The organism is Rhodovulum sp. P5 (assembly GCF_002079305.1).
Classification (GTDB): domain Bacteria; phylum Pseudomonadota; class Alphaproteobacteria; order Rhodobacterales; family Rhodobacteraceae; genus Rhodovulum.
Genome location: NZ_CP015039.1, coordinates 3,589,070 through 3,602,075, shown reverse-complemented (window position 1 = coordinate 3,602,075; position 13,006 = coordinate 3,589,070). Strand labels below are relative to the sequence as shown.

The following is a 13,006-nucleotide window of genomic DNA, read 5'->3' as shown; positions in this document are numbered from 1 at the left end:
TAGCGCAGTCATGTGACGGCTGAAGGTGTCATTTCCACGCGCCCCAACGGCAACTTGATTTCAATCAAACGTTTGATTAAGATCTCCACATGACCGACGCAGCCCTGCCCAAAACGACGCGGGACAGCCTGATTCAGGCGGCGGTCGCGCTGTTCGGGCAAAAGGGCTTTGCGGAAACCTCCACGCGCGAGATCGCTGCCGCGGCCGAAACTAATGTCGCCTCCATCGCCTATCATTTCGGCAACAAGGCAGGGCTGAACGAGGCGTGTATCCGCCATGTCGCCGGGCAGATCGCCACCGCCATTGGCGGCCCCGTTCCCGACACCGCAACCGATCCCGACGAGGCTGCGGCACAGTTGGAGGTCATCCTGCGCCGGTTCGTGGGCTTTATCGCCGCTGCCCCCGGGGCCGCGGACGTCGTGACCTTCCTCTTGCGCCAGCTTGCGGGACCGACCGAGGCGGTCGACCTGATCTATGACGAGTTTCTCGAACCCCGGCATCGGGCGCTTTGCCACCTGTGGGGGCAGGCAACGGGCCTGCCCGCCGAAAGCGAGACGGTGAAGCTCAGCGTCTTTTCGATGATCGGGCAGGCGCTCTATTTCCGGATCGGTGCGCCTTATGTCCGCAAACGGCTGGACTGGAGCGAGATCGGCGCGGACGAGGCAGCCCGGATCGCCGATCTTCTCGTCGCCAACCTCAGATGCATGATCGAAAGGCAACGGACATGACCGGATTCATTTGCGCCCTGCCGCTGGCCGCGTCGCTGTTCAACGCCTGTGCTGCCCCGCCCCCCTTTGCAACCGGCTATGTCGAGGGGGAGTTCACGCTGGTCGCGCCCGTTGCGGTCGCCCAAATCCGCGCCGTGCATGTGGCCCGCGGCGACCGGATCGCCGCAGACACGGTGATGGTCGAGATGGAGCGCCGCGACGCCGAGATCGCGCTGGAAAAGGCCAAGGCGGCGCTGGACCAGGCACAAAGCCATCTGGCCGATCTGAAGGAAGGTAAGCGGCCAGAGGAAATCGAGGTGATCGAGGCGACGCTGGCCTCGGCCGAGGCGCAAGCGCGGGAGGCCGCCCGCAACCGCGACCGGCTGATCAGCCTTGCCGCCCGCGGCGTGGTGAACGAGGCCCAGCGCGACGACGCCGTCACCGCCGCCGAGGTCGCCGAAGCACAGGTGGCGCAGGTTCGCGCCGATCTGGCCGTTGCCCGCCTGCCCGCCCGTCCGCAGGCCATCGCAGAGGCCGAAGCCGCCGTAGAGGTCGCCCGCGCCGCCCATGCCAGCGCAGAATGGAACCTTGACCAGCGGCGGCTGTCCCTGCCCGAACCCGTCACGGTTTTCGACGTCATCCGTACGCCCGGAGAGATCGCCGGCCCCTCTGCCCCGGTCCTGTCGGTTCTCGGCGAAGACGCGGTGAAGCTGCGGCTCTACATCCCCGAAACCGCGTTCTCGACGCTCGCCACCGGCGATGACCTGTCGGTGCGGTGCGACGGCTGCGCCCCCGGGCTGACCGCGCGGGTGACCTATATCGCCAATGAGGCCGAGTTCACCCCACCTGTGATCTATTCGCTGGAGAACCGGCAAAAGCTTGTCTACCTCGTAGAGGCTCGACCCGATCCCGGCAGCGGGCTGAAGCCGGGGCAGATCGTCGACGTGGTGCGGCCGGGCGAATGACCGATCCGGCGATCTCCGTCACCGACCTGACCAAACGGTTCGGGCAAAAGACTGTGGTCGACCGGGTGTCGCTGTCGGTCCAGCGAGGAGAGATCGCCGGGTTTCTGGGGCCGAACGGATCGGGCAAGACCACCACCATCCGGATGATGTGCGGCCTGCTGGAACCCGATGGGGGCGAGGGCCGCGTGCTGGGATACGATATCCGCCGCAACCGCCGCGCGATCAAGCGCAAGGTCGGCTACATGACCCAGCGGTTTTCCTTCTACGAGGATCTGACGGTCGAGGAGAACCTGCACTTCGTCGCCGGGCTTTACGGCATGCGGCAGGTGCGCCGGGTCGTGCGCGACACGCTGGAAGACCTCGGCCTTTCCAACCGCCGCACACAACTGGCCGGCGGGCTGTCGGGCGGGTGGAAGCAGCGCCTGGCGCTGGCGGCCTGCCTGATGCACGACCCCGACCTTCTGATGCTGGACGAACCGACCGCAGGCGTCGACCCCAAGGCCCGGCGGGAATTCTGGGATGAAATCCACACCCGTGCGGCGGACGGGCTGACCGTTCTGGTCTCCACCCATTACATGGACGAGGCCGAACGCTGCCACCGGATCAACTATATCAGCTATGGCACGCTGGTGGCGCAGGGCACGGTTCCGCAAGTCGTGCGCGATGCGGGGCTGACCACGCTTGTCGTCTCGGGGCCGCAAAGTGCCGAGGCCGCCCGGCGGCTGCGCGAGGCCCCGGGGGTCGATCAGGTGGCGCCCTTCGGCAATACGCTGCATGTGGTCGGGCGGGACGCGGCTGCCCTGCGCCGGGCTGTCGACAAGGTCGCGGCTGAGACGAACACCCATGTCGCGCCCGCCGAAACCAGCCTTGAGGACGTCTTTATCAAGCTGATGGGCAACGGGGAGGACCCGCGATGATCGGCCGGTTTTTCTCACTCCGCCGGCTCTGGGCGCTTCTGGGCAAGGAAACCATCCAGATGCGGCGCGACCGGCTGACCTTCGGCATGATGCTGGGCATCCCCCTTTTGCAGCTGATGCTGTTCGGCTTCGCGATCAACACCGACCCCAAGGAGTTGCCCGCCGCCCTTGTCGCGCCGACGCAGGACCGGTTCACCCGCGCCATGGTGTCTGCACTGGAACTGACCGGCTATTACCGCTTCGTCGCCCCCAATGCGACCGCGGGTGAGGCGGAGGAGTTGATCGCCCGCGGCGATGTCTCGTTCGTCGTGACCATCCCGTCGGATTTCGGGCGCCGCGTGGTTCGGGGCGATCACCCCACGATCCTGATCGATGCCGACGCGACGGACCCCTCCGTCGCCTCTGGCGCGATCTCGACGCTGGGCACGGTCGCGGCGCAGGCGCTTTCGCGGGAAACCGGGGGCGATGCCGCGACGGAAGAGGCCGATGCCGGACAGTTGTCGGTGATCGTCCACCGCCGCTACAACCCCGAAGGGATCACGCAATACAACATCGTGCCCGGCCTTCTGGGGGTGATCCTGCAACTGACCATGGTGATGATGACCTCGATGGCCCTGACGCGAGAAACCGAGCGCGGCACGATGGAGAACCTGCTGTCCATGCCCGCGACGCCCCTGGAAATCATGCTGGGCAAGATCGTGCCCTATCTGGCCGTGGGCGCGGTGCAGGTGGTGGTGGTTCTGGTCGCGTCAAAGGCGGTCTTCGGCATTCCCTTCGTGGGCAGCCTACCGCTGATCCTTGCCGGGGTTCTGGTTTTCGTTCTCGCGCTGGTGATCCTCGGCTACCTGATTTCGACGGTCGCGCGCACGCAGATGCAGGCGATGCAGTTGACCTTCTTCTTCTTCCTGCCCTCGCTGATGCTGTCGGGCTTCATGTTCCCGTTTCGCGGCATGCCCGGCTGGGCGCAAACGCTTGGAGAGATCTTCCCGCTGACCCATTTCCTGCGGCTGATCCGGTCGGTGATGCTGAAGGGCGCGGATGCGGCGACGGTGTCGGGGTCTTTCCTCGCGCTTGGGCTGTTCGTAGTGGTCTTGGCCGGGGCGGCGCTGCTGCGGTTCCGCCGGACGCTTGACTGAGCCCGGTCAAACTCACGTCAATTGGGCGGGCCGGGCGGCAGGGGCCGCCCGTTCCCACGAATATCTCGTCCCGTGGATCGCTCAGACCGCCTTGCGGCGACGGGCTGCCCAGATCATCCCAATCCCGGCCCCCAGAAGCGGCAAGCTTGCGGGAAGCGGCACCGGCGCAGTCTGTTCAACAAAAGTCGCAGAATAGCTGTAAATTTCAGCATAGGCCCCATCGGACTTCGTCAAGGTGATATGGGCAACCGCATCTGCAAACGCGTTGAGCTCGCTTGCCGAAGGATACGCCAAACCGCTGTAAAGCGGATCGCCTGGCGCCCGGCCGAAAACCGTCTCGTCGGAGTCGAAGACGGCAAAACGCGTGCTGGTGATCGTCGTCCCGTTCGGTCCGGCACGATCAGAGCGACTGGCAACGCTAATCTGGTCGTAGATGTCGAGATTACCATCTGCAACCCCGTCAAAAATCTCGATACTATCGCTCGTTGCTATCGATGCTGCTCCGGGCAGGGTAACGGTCCCAATTACCACGCTCAAAGACTGGTAGGGCAGATACACACGATCATACACCCCACTTGCAGTAGACGTGTTGTACGGGCCTGCCAGCGGCGTCGCACTATCATCGACGGTCCAGGTAAACACCATTTCCGTCGCCCCGGCCGCCCCAAGCGCCGCCAGAGCGCCACTTCCGTAATCGTTCAGCCCCGAAAATACGGCCTCAAACGTCCGCGTTGCAGCGTCTGCAGCACCGACCGAAAGACCAAGTACCGACACCATGGCCAACAAACGTTTCATCGAACTCCCCCTCACAACTCACAAAGCTCGGACGCACACACCCGAACGCCAAAGCTGGCGGTGACCACCACCGCCAGAAAACGCTAGGGCTTGCAAAATCGACGGGTCAAGCGAAGAGTCTGCGGAAGCGGAACGAACGCCGATTTGCCGCAGACCGACCGGGCCTGTGTCCGCATGCGATCGCCGATACAGGAAAAAGATCCCGGGCAGCCAGCTTCCGGTATCCTTCTTCCCAGCCTGCGCTTGAAGCCCCCTGCCCCGGCACTCTATCTCTAGCCGAAACGAACCGAGAGGACCCGCCATGCGCCTGACCCCGCCCACCCCCGTCTTCGATGCCAATGCCAGCGCCGGAGGAGAGCTGGGCAACCTGCCCGAATGGGATCTGAGCGATCTGTACGCCGCCCCCGACGCACCGGAAATCGCCCGCGACCTCGACTGGCTGGAAACCGAATGCGCGGCCTTCGCCAAGGACTACGAGGGCAAACTGGCCGATCTGGATGCCGCGGGCATGCTGACATGCGTCCACCGGTACGAGGCGATCAGCCAGGTCTCTGGCCGAATCATGTCGTTCGCGGGCCTGCGCTATTACCAGAACACGGTCGATGCCGAACGCGCCAAGTTCCTGTCCGATCTGCAGGACAAGATCACCACCTTCACCACGCCGCTGGTCTTCTTCACGCTGGAGATGAACCGGATCGAGGATGCAAAACTCGATGCGCTGTTCGAGGCCAATGCCGATCTGGCCCGCTACAAGCCCGTCTTCGACCGGATGCGCGCGATGCGGCCCCACCAGTTGTCCGACGAGTTGGAGAAATTCCTGCACGATCAGTCCGTCGTTGGCGCGACCGCGTGGAACAAGCTGTTCGACGAGACCATCGCGGGTCTTGATTTTGACGTCGACGGCGAGACCTTCAATATCGAGGGAACGCTGAACTTCCTGACCGACCCCGACCGCGCAAAGCGCGAGGCCGCGGCGAAATCGCTTGCCACGGTCTTTGGTGAGAACATCAAGATCTTCGCCCGCGTCCACAACACGCTGGCCAAAGAAAAGGAGGTCGAGGACCGCTGGCGGAAGATGCCGACACCGCAGACCGGGCGGCACCTGTCCAATCATGTCGAACCCGAAGTGGTCGAAGCGCTGCGCAATGCCGTTGTGGCGGCCTACCCGAAGCTGTCGCACCGCTACTATGCGCTGAAGGCGAAATGGATGGGGCTCGACAAGTTGCAGGTCTGGGACCGGAACGCACCCCTTCCCATCGAAGAGCCCAAGACCGTGGACTGGGAACAGGCCAAGGCCACGGTTCTGGATGCCTATTCCGATTTCTCGCCGAAGATGGCCGAAATCGCGGAGCCGTTCTTCCACAAGGGCTGGATCGATGCCGGCGTGAAGCCGGGCAAGGCCCCGGGTGCGTTTGCCCATCCCACGGTGACGGATGTCCACCCCTATGTGATGCTGAACTACCTTGGCAAACCGCGGGACGTGATGACGCTGGCCCACGAACTCGGCCACGGCGTGCATCAGGTGCTGGCCGCCGATCAGGGGGAGCTTCTGTCCTCAACGCCCCTGACACTGGCCGAAACGGCGAGCGTCTTTGGCGAGATGCTGACCTTCCGCAAACTGCTTTCGTCCGCCGCGACACCGGCGCAAAAGAAGACACTGCTCGCCGGCAAGGTGGAGGACATGATCAACACGGTCGTCCGGCAGATCGCCTTCTATGACTTCGAATGCAAACTGCACGACGCCCGGCGCGAGGGCGAACTGACGCCGGAGAACATCAACGAGATCTGGATGAGCGTTCAGGGCGAAAGCCTCGGCCCCGTGTTCGAGTTCATGGACGGGTACGAGACCTTCTGGGCCTATATCCCGCATTTCGTGCACTCGCCCTTCTACGTTTACGCCTATGCGTTCGGCGACGGTCTCGTGAACGCGCTCTACGCCGTTTATGAGGAAAGTGGCGCAGACTTTCAGGAGAAGTATTTCGAGATGCTGAAAGCCGGCGGGTCCAAGCACCACAAGGAGTTGCTGGCACCGTTCGGGCTTGATGCCTCCGACCCGGCTTTCTGGGACAAGGGGCTTTCGATGATCTCGGGCCTGATCGACGAACTGGAGGCGATGGAAGACTGAGCCACCGCCGCACCCGCAAACCAAAAAAACGCCCGGGCCAAAAACCCGGGCGTCTCTCATGCCGGCGTAGCGCCTATTTCCACGCGCTCCATGGGAAGGGCTTTTCGTCACTGTCCAGCGCCTGGAAGCGGGCGTTCATCGCCATCCAGTTGCCCAGCTTCGTTCCGAAATCCTTGACGTAGGGGTTGCTCTTCTTGGTGAACAGCAGCCAGCCGAACTGAAGCACCGCGGTGACCACAAGCAGGGTCTGTGCGACCGAGAACAGGATCAGCAGAACCAGCATCCAGCCACCGCGCGCCCAGATTGCGCGGTCATCGCCTTTCAGGGCCTTTTCCACGGCTGCCGAAGCGGCTGCCGGCTTGTCTTGCGATGAGGGGGTATCAGACATCTCTATGCCTCCGGGGTTGGTTCCGGGGCCCGCCGCGCGCCCGAACGCGCCCCGGTTCAGAACAGGATCTTGTCTTTGAAATGGTGCGGAAGATCCGCTGCCGCAAGGCGCACGATATCCTTGTCCAGATTGGCGGCAAGTGCGTCTTTCAAAGGGCCGCCAAGTCGATTTCGCAACTCTCACAACACCTTGGGCGGCGCAGCCATGGCAAAGCGCGCGTATTTGCCGCGCGTCCGTTCCGGAACGGTGAGCACCAGAACATCATTGCCGAAAGTGCAGCGCTTCTGGTCGCGCAGGGAGGTCTAGACTTGGGCCAAGCCGCCGCCCGGGTAGCTTCCCTTGTCGTCTTCAGAACACCTCAAGGTAGCCCCCCATTGCGCAAGAGGGCTAGCCTGTCAGCCCGGGCTCATCCCCCGCAGCTTTTCAGACCGGCGGCGCAGGATTTCCACCGCCGACAACAGCAGGATGGAGATCGTCACAAGGATCGTGGCCACCGCCAGGATCGTCGGGCTGATCTGTTCCCGCAGGCCGGTGAACATCTGCCACGGCAGCGTCTGCTGGTTGGCCGAGCCGACGAACAGCACCACCACGACCTCATCGAAGGAGGTGATGAAGGCAAAAAGCCCCCCAGAGATCACGCCGGGCAGGATCAGCGGCATCTGCACCTTGAAGAACGTCGTCACCGGATCCGCACCCAGATTTGCCGCGGCCCGCGTCAGCGACCGGTCGAAACCCACCAGCGTGGCGGTCACGGTGATGATGACGAACGGAATCCCCAGCGCGGCATGGGCCAGCACAACACCGACATAGGTGCCCTGCAACCCGATCCGGGAATAGAAGAAGTACATCCCCGCCGCCGAGATGATCAGCGGAACGATCATCGGCGAAATCAGGATCGCCATGATCGACCGGCGGAACGGGACATGGTCCTGAGACAGCCCCACCGCGGCCAGGGTGCCCAGTGAAACCGACAGGACCGTCGCGGCCGGCGCAATCTTGACCGAATTCCACAGCGCCTGCTGCCAGTCGGGGTTGGTGAAGAAATCCCGGTAGTGTTTCAGCGAATACCCGTCGGGATCAAAGGCCAGCATCTCCGGCGTGAAGGTAAAGAAATCCTCGGCGTTGAAGCTGAGCGGTATGATCACCATGATCGGCGCGATCAGGAAGAAGAAGATCAGCCCGCAGATCACAAGGAACGCATAGTGCCATATCTTCTGGCCGGTCGTGGCATAGGGGGGAAGGTCAAGTTGAGACATGCGCGTTACCCCAGGCTGACATTGTCGATGCCCACCAGCCGGTCATAGACCCAGTACAGGAGCAAGACGACGGCAAGCAGGATGGTGCCCAGCGCCGCGGCCAAGCCCCAGTTGAGCGAGCTGGAAATGTGATAGGCGATCCGGTTGGAAATGAACGTCCCCGACGTCCCCCCAACCAGCTCCGGCGTGATGTAGTAGCCGATGGCAAGGATGAAGACGAGGATACAGCCCGCCCCGATGCCCGGCACGCTTTGCGGGAAATAGACCCGCCAGAACGCCGTCCAGTTCGTTGCGCCCAGCGATTTCGCCGCGCGGACATAGGTGGGGGGGATCGTCTTCATCACCGAATAAAGCGGCAGGATCATGAACGGCAGAAGGATATGCGTCATCGCGATGATGGTGCCCGTCTGGTTGTTCATCATGATCAGGCGGTTCGCATCGTCCACCAGCCCCGCCCAGACAAGGATATCGTTGATCACCCCCTGTTGCTGGAGCAGAACCTTCCACGCCGATGTGCGCACCAAGAGCGATGTCCAGAACGGCAGCAGCACGAGGATGAGCAGCAGGTTGGAGGTGCGCAGCGGCAGGTTCGACAACAGGTAGGCGATGGGATAGCCGAGCAGCACGCAGCTTCCCATGATCACAAGGCTCATGATCAGCGTGCGCTTGAACAACAGCATATAGATCTGCTGGTTCTCGGGTTGGGCCGCAACCCCATCCGCCGTCATCTGCAGGTCGACGGCATTCAGGAAATAGCCGCTGGTATAGGCGGGCATGAAGGTGCGGATGGTCGACCACGCCTCCGGATCGGCCCAGTCCTTGTCTACATCCGTGAACAGGTCGAACAGCGGAACGGTTTCGAAACCTTCGACCGCGTCATGTGCGGGGTCGAGGATCGCACGGCTTTCCGCATCCAGCTTTCCTATGGCCCCCGGCCCGACCGACATCAGGTCACGGTAGAGCGCGAGATAGACCGGTGCCCAGGGTTCCTCGGCGGCCGGGTTGTCGTTGTCCTCGACCTGAACGATCCGGGCGAATTCGCCGTAGGCATCGGCCGTCTCGGGCAGGACGTCGGCCATACCGGCCTTGACGCGGAACAGGGGCTGCGGCGTGTCAAAGGCGCGCCCGGCCTCTTTCGCGGCGTCGGCGGAGGCTTCCCACGCCCGATAGTCGGCCTGCCAGCCGGGGGCCGCCATCAGGGACATCCATGTCGCGGGTGCCTCCCACGCCGGGTCGAGGTCGGTGAACTGATCCATGTAAAGCTCACCGAAATCGTCCACCCTCCGCCCGGTCTTGCGGAACAGCGAGGAAAGGCCCGTCTGTTCATAGTTCAGGCGGGTGCCAAGGCGGCTGTGCTGCTTGCGCTCGGCCGCGGCCACAAGGTCATAGGTGAATGCGGCGAGAACCTCGTCGGGGGGCAGGTCGCTATCGTCGGGGTTCCACTCCTGAATGACCTGCGCGGTGCGCGGCAGCGTCTCGGACACGATCTGGTTTTCGACCGAGCGGAACAGCATGTCCGCGATCGGCGCGATGAAGGTAACGAGGATAAAGATCAGAAGCGGCGCGATCAGGGCCAGCGCGCGCAGTTTCTCGGCACGCAGGGCCCGCTGCAGGCTCTTCTTCAAGGGGGTTCCATCGGCCGCCAGAACCGGGCCATTGCCATTGCCGCCCGATCCATGCTGCGGCGCGGTTTCGCGGTTCTTCAGGGCCGCGGCCTCATGCAAGGCATCATCGGGTGTCGGAGAGTCTGCCGTCGAAGGGCCTGTGCCGCTCAGGGTCGCCATCACGCACCCTCCACGACAAGGATCACGCTGTCGGCGGTCCGGCGGCGAATATCCGCGACCTCCTGATAGGCAGGATCGTTATAGGCGGCAAGGGCGGCGTCATAGCTGGGGAACTCGATGACGACATGGCGGTCGTGGGCCGTGCCCTCCATCACCTGCGCCTGCCCGCCGCGAACCACGAACCGTCCGCCGGCTGCCTCAAGGATCGGCGTATCGCGCCGGATATACTCCTGATAGGCGTCCGGATCGTTCACCGTGATGTGGGCGATGATATAGCCCTTGGGCATTGCGCGTTCCCCCTGCCGTACATCGGGGCCGCGGCGCACCGGGCGCCGGGGCCGTTGTCAGTGTGGCGCGCCCCCTGATGGGCACGCGCCAGTCAGGCTTACTTCGCCAGCCAGGCCTGGAACTTGGCGTCCAAGTCGTCGCGGTAGTCCGCCCAGAACTCAAAGTTATAGAGAACGGCCGTCTTGGCGTTCGCCGGATCGGTCGGCATGTGCGGTGCCATCTCGATGCCAAGCGTGGCGTGCTTGCTCACCAGCGGCGCAGACGACGCACGCGCCGGACCGTAGGAGATGTACTTCGCCTGATCGGCAAGGCGCTGGGTGTCCGTCGCGAAATAGAGGAAGTCCATCACGCGGGCGAGACGATCCGCGGGCAGGCCGGCGGGAATGATCCAGCCGTCAAGGTCAAACACCTGATAGTCCCACAGCATGGCGACCGGCTGGTCTTGCTCTTCGATCAGGCTGAACAGACGACCGTTGTAGGTGGAGCCCATCACGACTTCGCCATCGGCCAGAAGCTGCGGCGTGTCGGCACCCGCAGACCACCAGATCACGTCATCCTTGATCGTGTCGAGCTTGGCCAGCGCGCGGTCCTGCCCTTCCTCGGTTTCCAGCACGTCGTACACTTCGTCGGCGGGCACGCCATCGCAGACAAGGGCCCATTCGACGTTGTTGATCGGACGCTTCTCAAGGCTGCGCTTGCCCGGGTAGGTTTCGGTGTCGAAGATCGCACAGACGCTTTCGGGCGGCGTGTCGCCCACCATGTCGGTACGGTAGCCGAAGGTGGTCGAATAGACGATCTGCGGGATGAAGCAGTCGCTGATGATCATGTCGCCGAAGTCTTCCGACGCCGGGGTGCCGTCCGGCGCAGGGGCAAGGTCCTCGTCGGCATCGATTTCCATCGCGAGGCCTTCATCGCAAAGCCGCATCGCGTCAGCCCCGGTCACGTCCACCAAATCCCAGGTGACGTTGCCCGCCTCGTTCATCGCGCGCAGCTTGGCAACCGCCTCGTTGGAACTGGAATCCCAGATGACCTCGACCTCGGGGTGCATGGCCTTGTAGGGTTCGGTATAGGCGTTCTTCTGGCTTTCCTGATAGGCGCCGCCCCAGGACACCAGCGTCATGGAGTCCGCCATATCCTCGGCATGGGCGAGGGGCGCGGCAAGCAGCGCCGCACCTGTCGTCAGCAGGATGCTTTTCAGTTTCATGCGATATCTCTCCTTGGTTTATCGCTCATTTCGTATTTGGCGCCCCACCCTTCCGGCCAGCGGCGGGGCTTGCCGCGCGCTCAGGCGTCTAGGGCGCGGCAGTCTTCCGGCAGCCAGCCGATCTCGATATGCTCGCCCGGCTTCAGCCGGCGCTGGTCGGGGGCGTTTCGGGTCTTGATGACGAAATCGTCGTTGCCCGCCACGCGCAACCGGGTGCGGTAGATGTCGCCCATATAGATGAACTCCAGCACCTCGGCATGGATCAAATGGGCATCGGGCGACAGCCGTTCCTTGTTGATTTCGACCCGTTCCGGCCGGATCGACACCAGCGTTCGTTCACCCGGCGCCCCCACATTCACGGGCTTGGCGTCGATCACTTCGCCGTCGTCCAGTTCGACCAGCGCAACACCATCGTTGATTTCCTTGACGTTGCCCATCAGCGTGTTGTTCTCGCCGATGAACTGAGCCACGAAACTGTTCTCGGGCTGTTCGTAAAGCACATCGGGGGGTGCCAGTTGCTGAATGCGTCCGTCATTGAACACGGCAACCCTGTCCGACATGGTCAGCGCCTCGGTCTGGTCATGGGTGACATAGACCGTCGTGATCCCCAGGTTGTGCGCAAGCCGCGTGATCTCGAACTGCATATGTTCGCGCAACTGCTTGTCGAGCGCGCCCAGCGGTTCGTCCATCAGCACCAGTTCCGGCTCGAACACAAGCGCCCGGGCCAAGGCGATCCGCTGTTGCTGCCCGCCTGACAACTGCGACGGGCGGCGCCCGCCGAACTCGCCCATCTGCACCATCTCCAGCGCGCGCTGCACCTTCGCCTCGCGCTCCGACTTGCCGATCTTGCGGACCTCCAGCGGAAAGGCGAGGTTCTCGGCCACGGTCATGTGCGGGAACAACGCGTAGTTCTGGAACACCATGCCGATCCCGCGCTTGTGCGGCGGAATATTGTTGATCGGATTGCCGTCCAGCAGGATGTCGCCATGGGTGGCGGTCTCAAACCCCGCCAGCATCATCAGGCAGGTGGTCTTCCCCGACCCCGACGGTCCCAGCATCGTCAGGAACTCGCCCTTCCCGATCGAGAGATTGAGGTCCTTTACGACCAGTGTCTCCCCATCATAGCTCTTTTGCACGCGGTCGAAGACCACGAAGCCCTTGTCCGTTGCGACGGCCAAATTTCACTCCCCGTTATTGCGCAGCATCCCTTTCGGGAACCACATGCGGCTCTTGGTCCGCTGCTCGAAAAGGTAGCAGGTGCGCGTTTGAGTGCAACGAAGAACTTGGGAGCGGGCCTGCGCGACCGGAACCGGGCGGAATCCGCCCCCCTGTTTCCGATCTTATTCTTCCCCGCTCGAAACCCAACACACGCGGTTCCCCGGCTTTCTTACACCACGCGCCCCGGATACAGGGAAATGCCGCGCCATTCAGCCTTCCTGCG

At 63.3% G+C, this 13,006-nt stretch carries 12 protein-coding genes; 5 read left to right on the top strand and 7 right to left on the bottom strand.

Annotation, left to right across the window (positions count from 1 at the left end; genetic code table 11):
• The first annotated feature begins 89 nt into the window (after nucleotides 1-89).
• The 4 genes from RGUI_RS17110 to RGUI_RS17095 are packed head-to-tail and all read left to right on the top strand — an operon-like array spanning nucleotide 90 to nucleotide 3,725.
• A complete protein-coding gene (locus RGUI_RS17110; protein WP_081535175.1) occupies nucleotides 90-728 on the top strand; it encodes a CerR family C-terminal domain-containing protein in 639 nt (212 codons plus the stop codon).
• Entirely contained in the window at nucleotides 725-1,672 is a 948-nt protein-coding gene (locus RGUI_RS17105; RefSeq protein WP_081535173.1) for an HlyD family secretion protein, read from the top strand. Before RGUI_RS17110 ends, RGUI_RS17105 begins: the two co-directional genes overlap by 4 nt.
• Nucleotides 1,669-2,589: an ABC transporter ATP-binding protein gene (locus RGUI_RS17100; RefSeq protein WP_081535171.1), complete on the top strand. Its 921-nt coding sequence runs from the start codon at nucleotides 1,669-1,671 to the stop codon at nucleotides 2,587-2,589. The genes RGUI_RS17105 and RGUI_RS17100 overlap by 4 nt, the downstream gene beginning before the upstream one ends.
• Nucleotides 2,589-3,725: an ABC transporter permease gene (locus RGUI_RS17095; RefSeq protein ID WP_156883101.1), complete on the top strand. Its 1,137-nt coding sequence runs from the start codon at nucleotides 2,589-2,591 to the stop codon at nucleotides 3,723-3,725. The genes RGUI_RS17100 and RGUI_RS17095 overlap by 1 nt, the downstream gene beginning before the upstream one ends.
• Before the next feature lie 81 nt (nucleotides 3,726-3,806).
• On the opposite strand, the gene RGUI_RS17090 is transcribed toward RGUI_RS17095, so the two are convergent.
• A complete protein-coding gene (locus RGUI_RS17090) occupies nucleotides 3,807-4,520 on the bottom strand; it encodes a VPLPA-CTERM sorting domain-containing protein (RefSeq protein WP_081535153.1) in 714 nt (237 codons plus the stop codon).
• 301 nt (nucleotides 4,521-4,821) lie between these two features.
• Between RGUI_RS17090 and RGUI_RS17085 the strand changes: the two genes are divergently transcribed.
• The gene (locus RGUI_RS17085) at nucleotides 4,822-6,645 is read left to right on the top strand and encodes a M3 family oligoendopeptidase (RefSeq protein WP_081535151.1); all 1,824 of its coding nucleotides are present in this window, start codon (nucleotides 4,822-4,824) and stop codon (nucleotides 6,643-6,645) included.
• 73 nt (nucleotides 6,646-6,718) lie between these two features.
• Here RGUI_RS17085 and RGUI_RS17080 read toward each other — a convergent pair whose 3' ends face one another.
• From RGUI_RS17080 to RGUI_RS17055, 6 genes are all read right to left on the bottom strand, one after another.
• Nucleotides 6,719-7,033 carry a DUF4389 domain-containing protein gene (locus RGUI_RS17080; RefSeq protein WP_081535149.1) on the bottom strand — a complete coding sequence of 105 codons (315 nt, stop codon included), beginning with the start codon at nucleotides 7,031-7,033 and terminating at the stop codon, nucleotides 6,719-6,721.
• Between the two features lie 395 nt (nucleotides 7,034-7,428).
• The gene (locus RGUI_RS17075; protein ID WP_081535147.1) at nucleotides 7,429-8,289 is read right to left on the bottom strand and encodes an ABC transporter permease; all 861 of its coding nucleotides are present in this window, start codon (nucleotides 8,287-8,289) and stop codon (nucleotides 7,429-7,431) included.
• A 5-nt stretch (nucleotides 8,290-8,294) separates the two neighbouring features.
• Complete coding sequence (locus RGUI_RS17070; protein ID WP_081535145.1) at nucleotides 8,295-10,073, bottom strand: ABC transporter permease; 1,779 nt, start codon at nucleotides 10,071-10,073, stop codon at nucleotides 8,295-8,297.
• Nucleotides 10,073-10,360 (bottom strand): DUF1330 domain-containing protein, encoded by a 288-nt coding sequence (locus RGUI_RS17065; RefSeq protein ID WP_081535143.1) that lies wholly within the window; start codon nucleotides 10,358-10,360, stop codon nucleotides 10,073-10,075. Before RGUI_RS17065 ends, RGUI_RS17070 begins: the two co-directional genes overlap by 1 nt.
• Before the next feature lie 98 nt (nucleotides 10,361-10,458).
• Nucleotides 10,459-11,565 carry an extracellular solute-binding protein gene (locus RGUI_RS17060; RefSeq protein ID WP_081535141.1) on the bottom strand — a complete coding sequence of 369 codons (1,107 nt, stop codon included), beginning with the start codon at nucleotides 11,563-11,565 and terminating at the stop codon, nucleotides 10,459-10,461.
• A gap of 80 nt (nucleotides 11,566-11,645) precedes the next feature.
• A complete protein-coding gene (locus RGUI_RS17055) occupies nucleotides 11,646-12,743 on the bottom strand; it encodes an ABC transporter ATP-binding protein (protein WP_081535139.1) in 1,098 nt (365 codons plus the stop codon).
• Nucleotides 12,744-13,006: the final 263 nt, after the last annotated feature.

Coding starts and splice junctions, on each gene's coding strand:
- RGUI_RS17075 (WP_081535147.1), bottom strand. CDS start 8,289: ATGTCTCAACTTGACCTTCCCCCCTATGCCACGACCGGCCAGAAGATA.
- RGUI_RS17065 (WP_081535143.1), bottom strand. CDS start 10,360: ATGCCCAAGGGCTATATCATCGCCCACATCACGGTGAACGATCCGGAC.
- RGUI_RS17060 (WP_081535141.1), bottom strand. CDS start 11,565: ATGAAACTGAAAAGCATCCTGCTGACGACAGGTGCGGCGCTGCTTGCC.
- RGUI_RS17085 (WP_081535151.1), top strand. CDS start 4,822: ATGCGCCTGACCCCGCCCACCCCCGTCTTCGATGCCAATGCCAGCGCC.
- RGUI_RS17080 (WP_081535149.1), bottom strand. CDS start 7,033: ATGTCTGATACCCCCTCATCGCAAGACAAGCCGGCAGCCGCTTCGGCA.
- RGUI_RS17105 (WP_081535173.1), top strand. CDS start 725: ATGACCGGATTCATTTGCGCCCTGCCGCTGGCCGCGTCGCTGTTCAAC.
- RGUI_RS17070 (WP_081535145.1), bottom strand. CDS start 10,073: ATGGCGACCCTGAGCGGCACAGGCCCTTCGACGGCAGACTCTCCGACA.
- RGUI_RS17100 (WP_081535171.1), top strand. CDS start 1,669: ATGACCGATCCGGCGATCTCCGTCACCGACCTGACCAAACGGTTCGGG.
- RGUI_RS17090 (WP_081535153.1), bottom strand. CDS start 4,520: ATGAAACGTTTGTTGGCCATGGTGTCGGTACTTGGTCTTTCGGTCGGT.
- RGUI_RS17110 (WP_081535175.1), top strand. CDS start 90: ATGACCGACGCAGCCCTGCCCAAAACGACGCGGGACAGCCTGATTCAG.